We start from the raw sequence: 14790 nt of genomic DNA on the forward strand, positions 1-14790 counted from the left end.
CCCTCCGGGCAGCCTGTACGGACCTAGACCACTGCGGCTCTCGTCACCGCGACCCGCGCGCCCACTCGAATGTCGCGATATGGCGAAGTTTTGCCCGGTTTGTGAACCGTACTGTGACATTCGCAAACGAACCCTCACCCAACCCCGCACCCCACCCGTCGACCCCGTTCTTCCTTGAGGCTCCACCCGAAGGGCACCCCACCCACCCGCTGCACAATCGGAATCCGATTGCGCAGCTCTACACAGGGTGCGGCGCGAAACTGTCGTACCCCTCCGGCAGATTTGCCCCCACCCAGTGAACGGGTGGGGGGCGGGTTCGAGGACCAACGTTCAACTAAAAATTAAGGACTACCTCTCAACCCACCCCCCGCCCGTTCAAAGGGAGGGGGAAAGAAAAACAGACACCTACGACAATTTCGCGCCGCACCCCCCTATCGTCATACGTGACGAAAGTGACACAAGCGACGCCCGAGGCCCGAGAGGTGCCAAAACCGCCACCACCAGCGCCGAACCCAGCCTTAGAAGCAGCTGAGAGGACACTTCCAGCTGCGAGGAGTTGGGAACCATGGATACAGTCGTGCACGTTCTCAAGCATGTCCGGCGCAAGACGGCCGTCCGATCCCTGAACGGCACCGGTCGCAGCCGCCATTCATATCGGGAGGAATCCAGTGGGAGTAAGTCTCTCCAAGGGTGGCAACGTTTCGCTGACCAAGGAGGCCGGCGGCACCCTGACGGCGGTCACCGTGGGGCTCGGATGGGATGCCCGTACGACCACCGGCGCCGACTTCGACCTCGACGCCAGCGCACTGCTGCTGAACACCGGCGGCAAGGTGTGCCCACCGACCAGCACTTCGTGTTCTTCAACAACCTGACCTCGCCGGACGGTTCCGTCCAGCACACCGGTGACAACCTCACCGGTGAGGGCGAGGGCGATGACGAGTCGATCAAGGTGGGCGTCGCCACGGTGCCGGCCGACATCGACAAGATCGTGTTCACCGTGTCGATCTATGACGCCGAGCAGCGCACCCAGTCGTTCGGCCAGGTCCGCAACGCGTACATCCGGGTGGTCAACGACGCCAACGGCCAGGAGCTGGCACGTTACGACCTCACCGAGGACGCGTCGACCGAGACCGCGATGAACTTCGGCGAGCTCTACCGCAACGGCGCCGAGTGGAAGTTCCGCGCGGTCGGCCAGGGATATGCCTCCGGCCTCGCTGGCATCGCCCGCGACTTCGGCGTGAACGTCTAACCAACGCTTTCGTCGTACGAGCCCGGTCGCACGCAGGTACGCGGCCGGGCTCGACTCGTTCCAGGCAACGGCTTTGGCCTGCTGGAACACTCGTTCCGGCGGGCCCAGCGGGCTGACCGGCCGGGCTGGCCGCAGCCCGATAGGCTGGCCGGACCATTGACCGGCGGGACAAGGCGAAACCTTGGTCAACTCTTGACCCGCACCGGTCGCGCTGGCATCAACTAGGGGGACCCGTTGATCCTCAAGACATTCCGATGGGCTTTCGTGCTGACCGCTGTCGGCCTGGTCGGTGGCTTCTTACTCGGCTTCCGTGAGGGCGGCACGCTCAGCATTGCCTTCCAGTCACTGCTGCTGGTGGCGATCCTGTCGATCCTGGAGATCTCGCTCTCCTTCGACAACGCCGTCGTCAACGCGACGATCCTGGAACGGATGAGCCCGTTCTGGCAGAAGATGTTCCTGACCGTCGGCATCCTGATCGCGGTCTTCGGCATGCGGCTGATCTTCCCGTTGATCATCGTGTCGATCACCGCGCCGCTGAACCCGGTCGAGGTCATCCAGCTGGCCCTGCAGGGCGGCACTGGACCGGGCAGCTACGCCCAGCACCTGCATGAGGCGCACCCGGCGATCGCGGCCTTTGGCGGCATGTTCCTGTTCATGATCTTCCTGGCCTTCGTGCTGGAGGACAACGAGATCAGCTGGCTCACCTGGCTGGAGCGGCCGCTCGCGAAGATCGGCAAGCTGGACCAGCTCAACGTGGTCATCGCGCTGATCGTGCTGCTGATCGCGGCCGAGACGCTGACCGGTACGCAAGCACACAACAACCCGACCGTCGTGCTGATCGCAGGTTCGCTGGGCATCGTCTCGTACTTGCTGGTCAACGGCCTCGGGGAGCTGTTCGAAACCTCCGCGGACGAGGCACACGAGGAAGCGGAAGGCGCGGCTGCCAAGAGTGGGCCGTCCGGCACCGTCAAGGCTGTCGGCAAAGCGGCTTTCTTCCTGTTCCTCTACCTGGAAGTCCTGGACGCGTCGTTCTCGTTCGACGGCGTGATCGGCGCCTTCGCCATCACCTCGGACATCTTCATCATCGCCATCGGCCTCGGCGTCGGCGCGATGTACATCCGGTCCCTGACCGTCTACCTGGTCCGCAAGGGCACCCTGAACGAGTACGTTTTCCTGGAGCACGGCGCGATGTGGGCGATCGGCGCGCTGTCGATCATCCTGATGGTCACCATCAGGTTCGAGGTGCCGGAGGTCGTCACCGGCCTGATCGGCGTCGCGTTCATCGCCGCCGCGTTCATCTCGTCGCTGGTACGCAACCGCCGTGAGGCGGCCGTCGAAGGCGCCGGCTCCGGTGAGCAGGAGACTGTGAAGGTCTGAGAGCCGGTCACCTCGTACGACTCTCACGACTGCCTGAGGAGGAATGCTCAGTAATGCCCATTGACTACAACCGACCACCCAAACGTCCGCAGGGCGGTCAGCCGCCGCCGCGCCGCCGCCAGCGACCCCGCCACCCGCGGCCGCACCACCACCGCAGGCGCCACCTCCGCAGGCCCCACCACCACAGGCCCCGCCGCCGCAGGCTCCACCACCCCAGGCGCCGCCGGCCGCTCCTCCCACGGCCCCGCCGGTGGGCGGCCAGCCGTCGTACCCACCACCATCCCCGCCGCCGGCATATCCACCGCCGACCCCGCCGGGATATCCACCGCAGGGCGGCTATCCGCCGCAACCGCCGCCGGCGTACCCACCCCAGCCCCCACCGGGCCAGCAATACCCACCGCCGCCGCCGCCGGCGTACCCACCGCAGCCGCCGCAGGGCCAGCAGTATCCGCCGCAGCAGCCCCGCAAGGGCAGCAGTATCCGCCGGCTGGCCAGCAGCAGTACCCGCCGCAAGGCGCGCCACAAAAAACCAGCCGCCGGCCGCGCAGCCGCAGGCCCAACCGGGCGTGAACCTGTCCAAGGTGACTCTGACCAAGCAGGCGCCGGCGGTCTCGCTGACCAAGCAGGGCAGCAGCGGCGGGATGATCCGGGTCAACCTGAACTGGGCACAACGCCAGGGCGGTGGCTTCTTCAAGCGGCTGTCCGGTGGCGGTGACATCGACCTCGACCTCGGTTGCATGTTCGAGTTCACCGACGGCGACAAGGGGGGGGTGGTGCAGGCCCTGGGCAACGCGTTCGAGGCCATCCCGCTGTCCGGCGGGGCGCCGCTGATCCGGCTCGACGGCGATGACCGCTCCGGCAGCAGCCAGGGCGGCGAGAACATGTTCATCGACCTGTCCCGGGCCAACCTGATCCGGCGGATCCTGATCTTCGCCTACATCTACGAAGGCACCCCGAACTGGGCGGCCGCCAACGGCGTCGCGACGATCTTCCCGCAGAGCGGGCCGCAGATCGAGGTACGGCTGGACGAGCACGACCCACGCGCGCCGATGTGCGCGATCGCGTTGCTCACCAACCAGAACGGCGAGATCGTGATCAACCGCGAAGTGCGGTACGTGCGCGGGGCCCAGCGGATCCTGGATCAGACGTACGGCTGGGGCCTGAACTGGACTCCGGGTCGCAAATGACCGAGGACGACGAATTCTCCGAACCGACGGAACCGGCTGACGCGGACGCGCCAGCCGACCCCGCGGTCGAGCCTGAAGAGGCGGCCGCGCAGCCTGTCGGGGCCGATGAGGTACGGGCCGCGGTCGACGATCTGAAGACGGATCTGAAGACCGAGATGGTGATGCTCGGGACCGACCTGACAGCGCTGCGCAACGAGGTCACCGGGCTGCCCGACGCCCTGGAGGAGCTGCGCCGGCTGCGGACCCGGGACGCCGACCTGCTCGACAAGCTGCACTCGGAGAACACCAAACTGCGCGAGGGCGAGCTGGCCAAGGCGCTCGCGCCGCTGCTGGCCGGGCTGCTCCGGCTGCACGACCAGATGCTGCAGCTGGCCGGGGACGACAAGACCAGCGACGCTGCCCTTCTGCGCACACAACTGCTGCAGATCCTGGACACCTCGGCGGGGGTTCGTTCGTACCAGCCGCAGCCCGGTGAGCCGTTTGACTCCGTGAGACAGCTGGGAGTCGGCCGGGTCAGGACCGCGGACAAGGCGGCCGACGGCACTGTCGTACGCACCGTCCGGCTCGGTTTCGGCCGGGACGACGGCAGCACCGTGCGGGTCGCCGAGGTCGAGGTCGCGCTCTACGATCCCGCCGCCGCGACCAGCGTCACGGCGGACCCGGGAACCGAGTGGGCCGACAATTCGTAACAGCGGTTAGCACCGTTTCCGTCTGATGGAGGCACCACCGTGACCACCCCTGGCACCGGCCCCGCGGCTAACAAGGTGTACGGCATCGACCTGGGTACGACGTACTCCTGCATCGCCCAGGTCGACGAGTACGGCCGGCCGGCGGTCATCCCCGAACGCCGACAGTCAGCCGGCGACGCCCTCGGTGGTGATGTTCGACTCGCCGACCGACATCGTGGTCGGCATCCAGGCGAAGCGGAACGCGCGGGTACGCCCCGATGACGTCGTCAGCCTGGTCAAGCGGCATATGGGAGACGACGACTGGCGGGTACGCGTGCACGGCCAGGACTACTCGGCGCCGGCCATCTCGTCGCTGATCCTGCGCGCGCTGACCACTGACGCCGAGCGCGCCACCGGCCAGACGGTCACCGATGTGGTGATCACCGTACCGGCGTATTTCGGCGACGCGGAGCGAAAATCCACCAAGCTGGCCGGCGAGCTGGCCGGTCTGAACGTGGTCGACATCATCAACGAGCCGACCGCGGCGGCATTCGCGTACGGCTTCGCGCAGACCGGTGACATCGCCGAGGAGACCGTGCTGGTCTACGACCTCGGCGGCGGCACCTTCGACGTGACGGTTATCAAGCTCGCGACGAAGAAGATCCAGGTGGTCGCCACCGACGGCGACCACGAGCTGGGTGGCGCCGACTGGGATGACCAGCTCACCACGTACCTGTCGGCCCAGTTCGTCGCGGAGCAGCCGGAGGCCGGCGACCCGCTGGACGACAGTTACGGCGCGCAGGACCTGCTGACGATGGCCGAGGAGACCAAGCAGTCGCTGACCGGCCGCGAGCAGGTCGACGCCTTCGTCATCCACAACGGCGGCCGCGCGTCGATCACGGTGACCCGGCAGGCGTACGAGGAACTGACCTCCAGCCTGCTGGAACGGACTTTGGAGCTGACCCGGCGGGTGCTGGCCACCGCGGCCGAGCGCGGGGCGCGCCGACGATCGACAAGGTGCTGCTGGTCGGTGGCATGTCCAAGTCACCGGCGGTGGCACGGCGCCTGCAGGAGGAGTTCGGCTTCAACCCGCAGCTCGCCGACCCGGACCTCGCGGTCGCCAAGGGCGCCGCGATCTACGGTCAGAAGAAGGAGCTGGAGGCGTACGTGGAGTCGGCCACCGGCGTCGACAAGGACGTTGCCGTACGCGACGCGGCCGCCAAATACGGCCTGTCCGCGACGGCCGCCGCCCAGCTGGTCGACACCGAGGTCTCAAACGTCACCAGCCGCGGGTTCGGCCTTTCGCTGGCCGACTCCAGCGGCCAGCTCTATGTCGAGTTCCTCGCGCACGCCAACGACACCCTTCCGGTCGAGAGCGAGCAGCGGTTCTTCACCGTCGCCGACAACCAGACCGAGGTGCTGGTCGAGGTGTACGAGCAGGCCACCGCGGACGAGAGCGAGCGGCTGGGCGACAACAAGAAGATCGTCGAGGGCCGGCTGATGGGCATCCCGTCCGGCCAGCCCAAGGGCAGCCCGGTGGACGTACGCTTCTCGATGGCCCGCGACCAGACCATCGAGGTCACCGCCCGGCACTCGGCGCTCAGCCAGCCGCTGGGTGCTGCGGGTGGAGGCCGGGATGGCCAGCGACGAGGTCCGGCAGGCCGAACGCCCAAGGTCGACCTCCTCAAACCCAAGGCGTAGGCGACGTTGGCCCTCGACACCAACGCGTACCGCAAGAGCGTCCTGGCTCGGCTGCTGGTCGAGCCAGGCCTCGCGGATCCGCAGACCGGCGATCCGTTCCTGGTCTGCGCGGTCGACCCGGACGCCGACGACGCGACCGCGGCGAAACAGCTCGACGAGGTCGTCGCGTTCTGGAACAAGGAGCGCAACCACCCGCGCTATCGGGGGCTCGCCGCGCAGCTAGTGGGCCGGCGGGCCGAGTACCAGTCGATCCTGCTCAACAGCGGCGCCCGCAAGGCCGCCGCGCAACGCGTACGAATCGCCCACGAGACCGCCCAGGCGGACGGCCTGGCCGTGTTGGACGACCTCGCCACCCGCCTCACCCGGGACCGCGGCGGCCTCCCCGAGTCCAAGATGGACACCCTGCGCCGGATCGCCGAACACCACGACGTGGACGCCGCCACCTTCACCGCGTGGACCGGCCGCCACCACCAGGTCATCGACGACGCCGAGGCGGCGCCCTGGGACGACGCCGTACGCCAGCAGATCCGCCGCGGCCTGGACGAACTGGCCACCCTGGAGCATCACCGGCCCGGCTTCCCGACCCTCTATTCGCTGCTCAGCCTGGATCATGACGCGAGCCCGGCGAAGGTCCGGCAGGCCACCGACGAGCTGACCCAGATCAACGCGGGCGCCCGGCGGGACCGCCGCAAGACCCTGCTCGGCGACCTGCTGGCGACCGTCAAGACCCGGCTGCTGACCGAGGACGGCCCGCGCCGGTACGCGGCGAGCCTGCGCGCCGACGCCCGCGACCTGATCCGTCCCGAGATCGAGATGCTCGCGGTGGTGACCGGCGAGATCTCCGCCGAGGACCACCAGACGCTGGTCACCGCGCTGGTCGGCAACGACTGGGGGCTGTCGGTCACCGACGCCCGGGAGATCATCCGGCAGGTCGCGACGCAGGCCGGCGCGGCCATCTCGGTGCCGGTCACCACCGCGCGACATCATCGTCTGCGGCCTGTGTGTGTGAGCGGCCGCAGACCGAGACCGGCCCGAACTGCCGCTACTGCGGCACCGCGCTGCACCTGACCTGCCCGTCATGTGGCACGCAGCAGCCCGCCGCGGCATTGCGCTGCGGCCACTGCGGCACCTCCCTCGCCGCGTACCGCAAGACCTTCGCGGCCATCCGCGAGGCCCTGGAACTGAGCGCGCCGGACGCCGAACGCGAGCTGACCGCGCTGCTGAGCACCGCGCCGGACGCCCGGATCGTCCGAGACGCGTTGGCCCGGCTGCCGCTCGCGCCGCCGACCGCCGTCAGCGCCCAGGCCGACAACGATGCCGTACGGCTGCGGTGGCACCCGTCCGCGTCCACCGGCGAGATCTCGTACCGGCTGTCCCGGCAGATCACCGCCGCCGGCCACGAGGCGAGCCGCGGCCTCGGCCGTACGGCGTCGACGAACTTCGAGGACGCCGGTGCGCCCGGTGGCCTCTGCGCTGCGCTACCAGGTGACCGCGGTGGCCGGCGACCGGTCCAGTGCGCCCGCGCAGTCCGACGAGGTGCTGCTGGCCCGCGAGGTCGAGGCGCTCGCGGCGCACACCGTACGGGTCGGCGGCGGCGCGCCAGCGATCCGGATCAGCTTCCGCGACCCGGGCGGCGCCGGCCGGGTCGCCGTCGAGCGGGGGTGGTTCCCGGCGCCGACCCCCCCAGCCGCTGCGCACCAGCGCCGACGGGGTCGTGACGGACACGTCCGTACGCCCCGGCGAGCAGGTCGCCTACCGCGCCCGGGTGACCTACCAGGGCGCCGGGCAACCGATCAGCACCCCCGGCCGTACGGTCGAGGTCACCGTCGCCGACCTGCCGGTGCCGGTCCCGGAGCTGTGGTTCAGCCCACAGTCGGACGGCAGCATCCGACTGAGTTTCGACTCCCCGCGGGCCGGCCAGGTGCAGATCTACGCGACCACCGGGCCGTCCGCGACCCCGGTCGCCACGGCCGGCGCCGATGTCGACGTGATCGCGCTCGGGCAGCGGTCCCGACTGGTCGGCACCGGCACCCGGCGGATCATCGACCGAGCCGCGAGCGGCCGGATGGTCTACACGCCGGTCACCGTGGTCGGCGATCTCGCGATCTCGCTGTCGCCGGCACGGCACGGACAGTGATCGCGGCCCCGCCCATTAGTGCGCTAAAAGGACGCGACGAGGGCACCCGAGTGGTTATCTCGTTCACCATGCCGCCGGGCGTCACAGAGGCGGCCGTACGGTGGCGCCGGGACCAGTTTCCGGAGAATGCCGACGATCCGGCCGCGGTCGGCGAGAGAACATCACCAACACCAAACTGGAAATTTCCGGCGGCCTGGCCATTCCGGCGCCGACCGACGGCCGTCCACTGTTCATCGCGGTTTATCCAACCGTTCGGCTGACTCCGGCCGGAAGACCGGTGCCGGCGAGCGTGGCCACCACGCTGGTCATGCGCCCAGCCCGATAGGGCACTCTTAAAGGGCGGGTAGACGTTCGGCCAAAGGCCCGTCATACTCTGACAAACTCAGCAGAGGCTCTTCTGTTACGAACGTGTTTCGCCTTGTTATAAGCACATCCGCAGATACCGGCTGGACTTGTCGTTCTACTCTTGAGCAGCCACAAGCCTTTGCTGACAACCTATGCCTGATCCGATGGAGGTGCCGCCGTGCGTCACTTTGCCTTGTTGACCGAATCCGAACGCTCGGCGCTGTTTCACCGCGAGCCGGTGCCATTTCACCGCGACAGCGAGCGATCGGTGCTCGCGGTCGCGCTCGGCGCCACTTTGTACGCGCCGGCCACCCGCCCGCGACTGACCGAGGACATCCGCAAACAGGCCTCTCGCGGAGTCGCCAGCATGGTGATCTGCCTGGAGGACGCGATCTCCCAGGACGAGGTGCCGGCCGCCGAATACAACGCGATCGAACAACTCCAGGCATATCGGAATTCCACCGAAGAAGGCCCGCTGCTGTTCGTTCGTGTTCGTATGCCTGAACAAATCGTCGACCTCACCAAACGCCTCGGCGACGCGGTGGACGTACTGACCGGATTCGTGCTACCGAAATTCACCGGCGATCTGGGCGCCGAATTCCTGGAGGCGCTGGCCAAGGCCTCGGCGAATTCCGGGCATCGACTGCTCGGCATGCCGGTGCTGGAATCGCCGGACATCATCCACCGGGAGACCCGGGTGGACAGCCTCGCGCGGATCTCCCGAATGTTGGACGAACACCGGGAAAACGTGCTCGCCATTCGCATTGGCGCCACCGACCTGTGCTCGGCGTACGGCCTTCGCCGGCCGCGCGGAATGCCGATCTACGACATCCGGCTGGTCGCCGACGCGATCGCCGACGTGGTGAACGTGCTCGGCCGCGCGGACGGCACCGGCTATGTCGTCACCGGTCCGGTCTGGGAGTATTTCGACCCCAGCAACGCGATGTTCGACCAGCGGCTGCCGGAGGAAGCATTCGAGGCCAAACGCAGCAAGCGGGTCTACAAGCAGATAATCGACCGCGATTTGGAAGGCCTCCTGCACGAGATCGAACTGGACAAAGCCAATGGTCTGGTGGGAAAAACGGTCATCCACCCCAGCCACGTGGCCGCCGTGCACGCTCTGAGCGTGGTCACTCACGAAGAGTATGTGGACGCGCAGGACATTTTGGCCACCCTCGGCGGCGGCGTACGAGCCAGCGAATACGCCAACAAGATGAACGAAGCCAACCCGCACCGGGCCTGGGCGGATCGTACGCTCACTCGTGCCCGGGTGTTCGGGGTCACGAACCCGGATGTTTCCTGGGTAGATGTCCTCGGGGCGGTGCTCTCTCCGGTAGCGTCCTGATTGATGACGGAATTGGCTTCTTCGCTGCTCCTACCCCCGGCGCCGGTGTGGACCGGGGGTTGGGTGGGCGACCGGTTGGGCGTACGGCTGCGCAGCACCGCCGGGATCCCGTTGGACCGGCTGCTCGGGCTGGCGGTCCGGCGCAACCCCAAGCGGGCCCACCTGCTGGTCTCCACCGTGCTCGGCAAGCACGTGCCCACCGATCCACGGCACGTGCATGGCGCTGGCCTGCTGCTGGGCCGTCAGGTGGCCGTTGAGCTGGCTGGCCGGCCGGCGGTGGTGATCGGTAACGCGGAGACCGCGACCGCGCTGGGGCACTGTGTGGCCGAGGCGGCGGGCACGCCGTACCTGCACTCCACCCGTCGCCCGATCGCTGGCGTACGTCCTTATGGCGGCTTCGCGGAGGCACATTCGCACGCCACCGACCACCTTCTGCTGCCCACCTCGGCGCCGGTGCTGGCCGCGCTCGCGGATCCGGACACCGTGGTCGTGCTCGCCGACGACGAGCTGTCCACCGGCGCGACCGCGCTGGGCACCATCGCGGAGCTGCACCGACTGGCCCCGCATCGGGCATATCTGCTGGCGAGCCTGGTGGACATGCGATCGCCCGCGAGCCTCGCGCTGGCCGACACCACCGCCGCCGAGCTGGGAGTGTCGATCGGAGCCGTGTCGCTCGCCGCCGGGACAGTCGAGTTGCCAGCCGATATCCTGACCGCAGGCCAAAAACTGGTGGCCGAGCTAGATGACCAGCCGCCGTCAGTGGTCGCACCTCGTACCACCGCTGAAAGAATCGCCGTTCGCTGGCCCAGTGGCGTCGCTGTCGGTGCACGACACGGCGTCGATGCGGCCGGCACCGCTGCGCTGGCCGCTGCGTGCGCTGACGTTTCCACGACAATCACGGCTCGGCTCACCGGCGCCGAATCGGTGCTGGTGCTGGGATTCGAGGAGCTGATGTACGCGCGCGCTGCTGATCGCCTCGGCGCTGACCGCTGATTTCTCGGTCCGCTATTCCACCACCACCCGCTCGCCGGTGCTGGCGGTCGACGATCCCGGCTACGCGATCCGGACCCGGCTGAGTTTCCCGGCTCACGACGATCCGGCCGACGGGCCCGGCCCCCGATTCGCGTACAACGTGGCCGACTCCGGCGGGGACGCGATCGTGTGCTGGTCGTCGACGAGCCCGCCGACACTCCGGCGCTGCCGGATCTGCTGTCCCACCTTTGTTCAGTGGCCTCGAAAGTCCTGCTGGTCGTGGTGCCGGCATGAGCGCACTGCCCGCACCGCTGGCCGGACCGGCGTTTTCGTCGTACTCGGCCGAAGAAGTGACCTGGCTGCTCACCGATCTGTCCACTGTGGACCTGGAAGCGCCGACCGAGGAACGCGAAGAGGCCATTCAAAGCGGCGGCGCGCATTACGCCGAGTCGCTGCCGGTGGAATACCAGCCGAGCGCGCAATACCAGGAACTTTTCCGGCAGGCCCTGGCGGTTTCGGCCGGCCGGGTCGCACACGCGGTCGGGCTGGTCACCGAACTGGTGCTCAGCGAGAAACCGCGACCGGTGCTGGTCTCGCTCGCCCGCGCCGGCACGCCGATCGGCATCCTGATGCGTCGCTGGGCCGCGTACGCGCACGGACTTTCCTTGCCACACCCACCGATCAGCATCGTGCGTGGCCGTGGCATCGACACCGTGGCACTGCGCTGGCTCGCCGAGAACTACGACCCGGCCTCGGTGATGTTCGTCGACGGCTGGACCGGGAAGGGGGCGCGATCACCCGCGAGTTGGCCGCGGCCGTACGAACGCTGGCCGACGCGGGCGGGCCGGTGTTCTCCGAAAAACTGGCCGTACTGGCCGATCCGGGCACCTGCGTGGACCTTTTCGGTACGCGCGAGGACTATTTGATCCCGTCCGCCTGCCTGAATTCCACGGTTTCCGGGCTGGTCTCGCGTACGGTCCTCAACCGCGACCTGATCGGCCCGAACGACTTTCATGGCGCCAAGTTCTATTCGCAGCTCATGCCGGCCGATGTCTCCGGAGATTTCCTCGACGCCATCTCCGCCGAATTTCCCGCTGTGGCTGAACAAGTCGCCGCTGACCTGCCTGCACTGTCCACATCGGACCGCAGCCCGACCTGGGCCGGCTGGGCAGCCGTGGAGGCGATCTCGGCCGAATTCGGCATCGGCGAGACGACGCTGGTGAAACCCGGTGTCGGCGAGACCACCCGGGTTCTGTTACGCCGGGTGCCCTGGCGGATTCTGGCCCGCCGCGGTGCCGGCGACGACCTCGCGCACGTACGCCTGCTGGCCGCGCAACGCGGAGTGCAGGTCGTGGAAGTGGACGACCTGCCCTACACCTGCGTGGGCCTGATCCACCCACAGTTCACCCGCGGCGCGACCGGCGGCAGCGGCACCGCGGTGGGTGCGACGGCATGACCGTCCTGGTGGCCAGCGACCTGGACCGTACGCTGATTTATTCGCGCGACGCCGCCGAAGTCGACGCGCTGGATGGCTTGCTGTGCGTCGAAACCTACCAGGACGCACCCCTGTCGTACCTGTCCGAGAAGGCTGCCGCCGGGTTGGCCGCACTGGTGGAGCGGACCGAATTCGTGCCGGTCACCACTCGTACCCGAGAGCAGTACAAGCGGATCAACCTGCCCATCCCACCGCGCCGGTATGCGATCTGCGCCAACGGCGGCCACCTTCTGGTCAACGGGGTGCCGGACCCGCGCTGGCACCGGGCCGTACGACAGCGGCTCGCGGCTGGTTCGGCGGACCTCGCCGAAGTGTCCGAGTGGCTGGCGAAAACCGCCGATCCACAATGGACACTCAAACATCGCGAAGCCGAAGACCTGTTCTGCTATCTGGTCGTCGATCGGACCGCCATGCCATCGTCCTATGTGGATGAAATGATCGGCTGGTGCGACCCGCGCGGCTGGGAAGTTTCGGTGCAGGGCCGCAAAGTTTACGCGGTTCCGCGCGACCTCACCAAAAGCGGAGCGGTCGCCGAGGTGGCCGGGCGCATGGAGGCGGACACCGTGTTGGCGGCCGGCGACTCGCTGCTGGACGCCGAGCTGCTCGCCGCCGCCGACGCGGCCGTACGCCCCGGCCACGGCGAGCTCGCCGACTCGAACTGGTCGGCCCCGCGCGTACAAGCCCTGACCGAGCGCGGCATCGCCGGCGGCGAAGAAGCGGTGGTCGAGTGGTTGCTGGCCGCGGCCGACCACCGGGTCAGCAGCGCAGGCCTGGGCTACGCTCTCTGACGTGAGACGTTTCACGGGGGGGCGCTGGTCGGCCTGCTCACGGCCGGCTGCTGTTTCCTGCCGGCCACCCCCGCTGCCGCAGCCTGCGTCTCCACCGGCAACCCGTATCCAGCGGTGCCGCCGGCCGTGCAACGGCTCAACCCCCGCGCGGTCTGGCCACAAACCCGCGGCCTGGGCATCAAGGTCGCCGTCATCGATTCCGGCGTCAACGCGAACCATCCGCAGCTGCGCGGCGGGGGTGGTGGCCGGCGGCGACCTCATCCAGGGCGACAGCTCCGGCGCGCTGACCGACTGCCTCGGCCACGGCACCCTGGTCGCCGGCACCATCGCCGGCGGCGGCGTCAACGGCACCGGTTTCGTCGGAATGGCGCCGGACGCGACGATCATCTCCATCAAACGCTGGACAACCTGACCCTTCAGCAGGGCCTGGAAGGCCGGATCGCCACCGCGATCCGGACCGCGGTGAGCCTTCACGCGGACGTGATCAACATGTCGCTGACCACCACCAACGACGACCCGAGCCTGCGCGCGGCGGTCGCCTTCGCGGAGCAGAACGACGTGGTGGTCGTGGCGGCCGCCGGAAACCAGAAGCAGCAGGGCAACCAGGTGCAATATCCAGCCGCGTACCCGGGCGTCCTCGCCGTCGCCGCGGTCAAGAGCGACGGCACGCGCGCCGAGTACTCCGAGACCGGCTCGTACGTGTCGGTGGCCGCGCCCGGCGAGGACATCACCGGCCCGTCCGGCAGCGGCGACGGCTACGTGACCACCAACACCGGCGCAGCCGAAAACGGTGGCACCAGCTATGCCGCGCCGTACGTCTCGGGCCTCGCCGCGTTGGTCCGCGCGTACTACCCGAAGCTGTCCGCGAAACAGGTCGTCAACCGCATCATCACCACCGCCGCCGATGGCGCTGACAGCGGCCACAACGATGAGCTCGGCACTGGGGTCATCAACCCGTACCAAGCCGTCAACGCGATCCTGTCCACCGGCTCGGCGCAGGCCCCGAAATCGGCAGCCCTCGCGACCCCGACCAACCCGACGACGACCGTGACGGGATGACCCGACCCATCGCCCTCGGTGTCGCCGGAGCCGCGCTGCTGATCGGACTGTTGGCGCTGGTCTGCGCGTATGTCGTGCCCCGGGGCCAGGCCCGCGGCTGGCGACCGGGACGGTTGGCCGTGGCGGCCTCGGCCAAGGCAAAACCTGCCCCAAAGTCTTGAGCCGGTTGCATAACAGCGTTATAGACTTCGGGCATGCCTGAGCGATCGACAGTCACCATCAACGACCTGACCTTCACGATCCATCAGAACGGCCCCGCCGACGGTCCAGCGGTCGTCCTCCTGCACGGCTTCCCGCAGAACTCGGGCTACTCGCCCGGCGCGCGCTAGCGGGTGCCACACATCGTTTTCGGCTGCGCCGGTGTTGGTGGTCACGTAAGCCGTCGCCGATGCCGGACGGGCCGGTGATTGTCCTCAGAAGGGGCGCGGCCACCGACACGTACGAGCCGGTCTCGGAGTACTCGGCGC

At 68.4% G+C, this 14790-nt stretch carries 16 protein-coding genes and 5 pseudogenes; 20 read left to right on the plus strand and 1 reads right to left on the minus strand.

What is annotated here, in order from left to right; translation table 11 throughout:
* The first annotated feature begins 668 nt into the window (after positions 1 to 668).
* Together GNX96_RS12105 and GNX96_RS12110 are read left to right on the plus strand one after the other, a co-directional pair.
* Positions 669 to 1249 (plus strand): annotated as a pseudogene (locus tag GNX96_RS12105) (TerD family protein).
* 234 nt (positions 1250 to 1483) lie between these two features.
* Entirely contained in the window at positions 1484 to 2626 is a 1143-nt protein-coding gene (locus GNX96_RS12110) for a DUF475 domain-containing protein (RefSeq protein WP_163568154.1), read from the plus strand.
* Positions 2627 to 2673: 47 nt separating this feature from the next.
* On the opposite strand, the gene GNX96_RS12115 is transcribed toward GNX96_RS12110, so the two are convergent.
* A complete protein-coding gene (locus GNX96_RS12115) occupies positions 2674 to 3048 on the minus strand; it encodes a hypothetical protein (protein ID WP_163568057.1) in 375 nt (124 codons plus the stop codon).
* Between the two features lie 159 nt (positions 3049 to 3207).
* On the opposite strand from GNX96_RS12115, the gene GNX96_RS12120 reads away from it, so the two are divergent.
* The 18 genes and pseudogenes from GNX96_RS12120 to GNX96_RS51130 all read left to right on the plus strand — a co-directional run.
* Positions 3208 to 3813 (plus strand): TerD family protein, encoded by a 606-nt coding sequence (locus GNX96_RS12120; protein WP_313885648.1) that lies wholly within the window; start codon positions 3208 to 3210, stop codon positions 3811 to 3813.
* Positions 3810 to 4502: a nucleotide exchange factor GrpE gene (grpE, locus tag GNX96_RS12125; protein WP_163568155.1), complete on the plus strand. Its 693-nt coding sequence runs from the start codon at positions 3810 to 3812 to the stop codon at positions 4500 to 4502. The genes GNX96_RS12120 and grpE overlap by 4 nt, the downstream gene beginning before the upstream one ends.
* 39 nt (positions 4503 to 4541) lie before the next feature.
* Positions 4542 to 4763, plus strand: coding sequence for a hypothetical protein (locus GNX96_RS51105; protein ID WP_279580119.1), 222 nt, complete (start codon positions 4542 to 4544; stop codon positions 4761 to 4763).
* Positions 4693 to 5406, plus strand: a pseudogene (locus GNX96_RS51110) (Hsp70 family protein); the annotation flags it as partial. The gene GNX96_RS51105 and the pseudogene GNX96_RS51110, both read left to right, overlap by 71 nt.
* A gap of 110 nt (positions 5407 to 5516) precedes the next feature.
* Positions 5517 to 6182 (plus strand): Hsp70 family protein, encoded by a 666-nt coding sequence (locus GNX96_RS51115; RefSeq protein ID WP_279580115.1) that lies wholly within the window; start codon positions 5517 to 5519, stop codon positions 6180 to 6182.
* A gap of 6 nt (positions 6183 to 6188) precedes the next feature.
* Positions 6189 to 7250 carry a hypothetical protein gene (locus GNX96_RS51120; protein WP_279580099.1) on the plus strand — a complete coding sequence of 354 codons (1062 nt, stop codon included), beginning with the start codon at positions 6189 to 6191 and terminating at the stop codon, positions 7248 to 7250.
* On the plus strand, positions 7184 to 7900 hold the full coding sequence (locus GNX96_RS12135) for a hypothetical protein (RefSeq protein ID WP_163568156.1): 717 nt from the start codon (positions 7184 to 7186) through the stop codon (positions 7898 to 7900). The genes GNX96_RS51120 and GNX96_RS12135 overlap by 67 nt, the downstream gene beginning before the upstream one ends.
* Complete coding sequence (locus GNX96_RS12140; RefSeq protein ID WP_163568157.1) at positions 7897 to 8319, plus strand: hypothetical protein; 423 nt, start codon at positions 7897 to 7899, stop codon at positions 8317 to 8319. Before GNX96_RS12135 ends, GNX96_RS12140 begins: the two co-directional genes overlap by 4 nt.
* Before the next feature lie 100 nt (positions 8320 to 8419).
* Positions 8420 to 8644, plus strand: a complete 225-nt coding sequence (locus GNX96_RS12145) for a hypothetical protein (protein WP_163568158.1) — start codon at positions 8420 to 8422, stop codon at positions 8642 to 8644.
* A gap of 198 nt (positions 8645 to 8842) precedes the next feature.
* On the plus strand, positions 8843 to 10009 hold the full coding sequence (locus tag GNX96_RS12150) for an HpcH/HpaI aldolase/citrate lyase family protein (protein WP_163568159.1): 1167 nt from the start codon (positions 8843 to 8845) through the stop codon (positions 10007 to 10009).
* Between the two features lie 63 nt (positions 10010 to 10072).
* A complete protein-coding gene (locus GNX96_RS12155) occupies positions 10073 to 11002 on the plus strand; it encodes a phosphoribosyltransferase domain-containing protein (RefSeq protein WP_163568160.1) in 930 nt (309 codons plus the stop codon).
* Positions 10992 to 11117 (plus strand): annotated as a pseudogene (locus GNX96_RS51125) (TRSP domain-containing protein); the annotation flags it as partial. The gene GNX96_RS12155 and the pseudogene GNX96_RS51125, both read left to right, overlap by 11 nt.
* 163 nt (positions 11118 to 11280) lie before the next feature.
* Positions 11281 to 12437, plus strand: a pseudogene (locus GNX96_RS12165) (cysteine protease StiP family protein).
* Positions 12434 to 13264 carry an HAD family hydrolase gene (locus GNX96_RS12170; protein WP_163568161.1) on the plus strand — a complete coding sequence of 277 codons (831 nt, stop codon included), beginning with the start codon at positions 12434 to 12436 and terminating at the stop codon, positions 13262 to 13264. The pseudogene GNX96_RS12165 and the gene GNX96_RS12170 overlap by 4 nt, the downstream one beginning before the upstream one ends.
* Before the next feature lie 241 nt (positions 13265 to 13505).
* Positions 13506 to 13676, plus strand: a complete 171-nt coding sequence (locus GNX96_RS12175) for a S8 family serine peptidase (RefSeq protein WP_163568162.1) — start codon at positions 13506 to 13508, stop codon at positions 13674 to 13676.
* Between the two features lie 50 nt (positions 13677 to 13726).
* Complete coding sequence (locus tag GNX96_RS12180; RefSeq protein WP_163568163.1) at positions 13727 to 14323, plus strand: S8 family serine peptidase; 597 nt, start codon at positions 13727 to 13729, stop codon at positions 14321 to 14323.
* On the plus strand, positions 14320 to 14484 hold the full coding sequence (locus GNX96_RS12185; protein WP_163568164.1) for a hypothetical protein: 165 nt from the start codon (positions 14320 to 14322) through the stop codon (positions 14482 to 14484). Before GNX96_RS12180 ends, GNX96_RS12185 begins: the two co-directional genes overlap by 4 nt.
* 33 nt (positions 14485 to 14517) lie before the next feature.
* A pseudogene (locus tag GNX96_RS51130) lies at positions 14518 to 14649 on the plus strand (alpha/beta hydrolase); the annotation flags it as partial.
* Positions 14650 to 14790: the final 141 nt, after the last annotated feature.

It is taken from the genome of Fodinicola feengrottensis, from assembly GCF_010993775.1.
Lineage (GTDB): Bacteria > Actinomycetota > Actinomycetes > Mycobacteriales > HKI-0501 > Fodinicola > Fodinicola feengrottensis.

What these genes read in the sequence shown, in the direction of transcription:
- grpE (WP_163568155.1), top strand. Translation starts at nt 3,810, where the DNA reads ATGACCGAGGACGACGAATTCTCCGAACCGACGGAACCGGCTGACGCG.
- GNX96_RS51115 (WP_279580115.1), top strand. Translation starts at nt 5,517, where the DNA reads ATGTCCAAGTCACCGGCGGTGGCACGGCGCCTGCAGGAGGAGTTCGGC.
- GNX96_RS12170 (WP_163568161.1), top strand. Translation starts at nt 12,434, where the DNA reads ATGACCGTCCTGGTGGCCAGCGACCTGGACCGTACGCTGATTTATTCG.
- GNX96_RS12185 (WP_163568164.1), top strand. Translation starts at nt 14,320, where the DNA reads ATGACCCGACCCATCGCCCTCGGTGTCGCCGGAGCCGCGCTGCTGATC.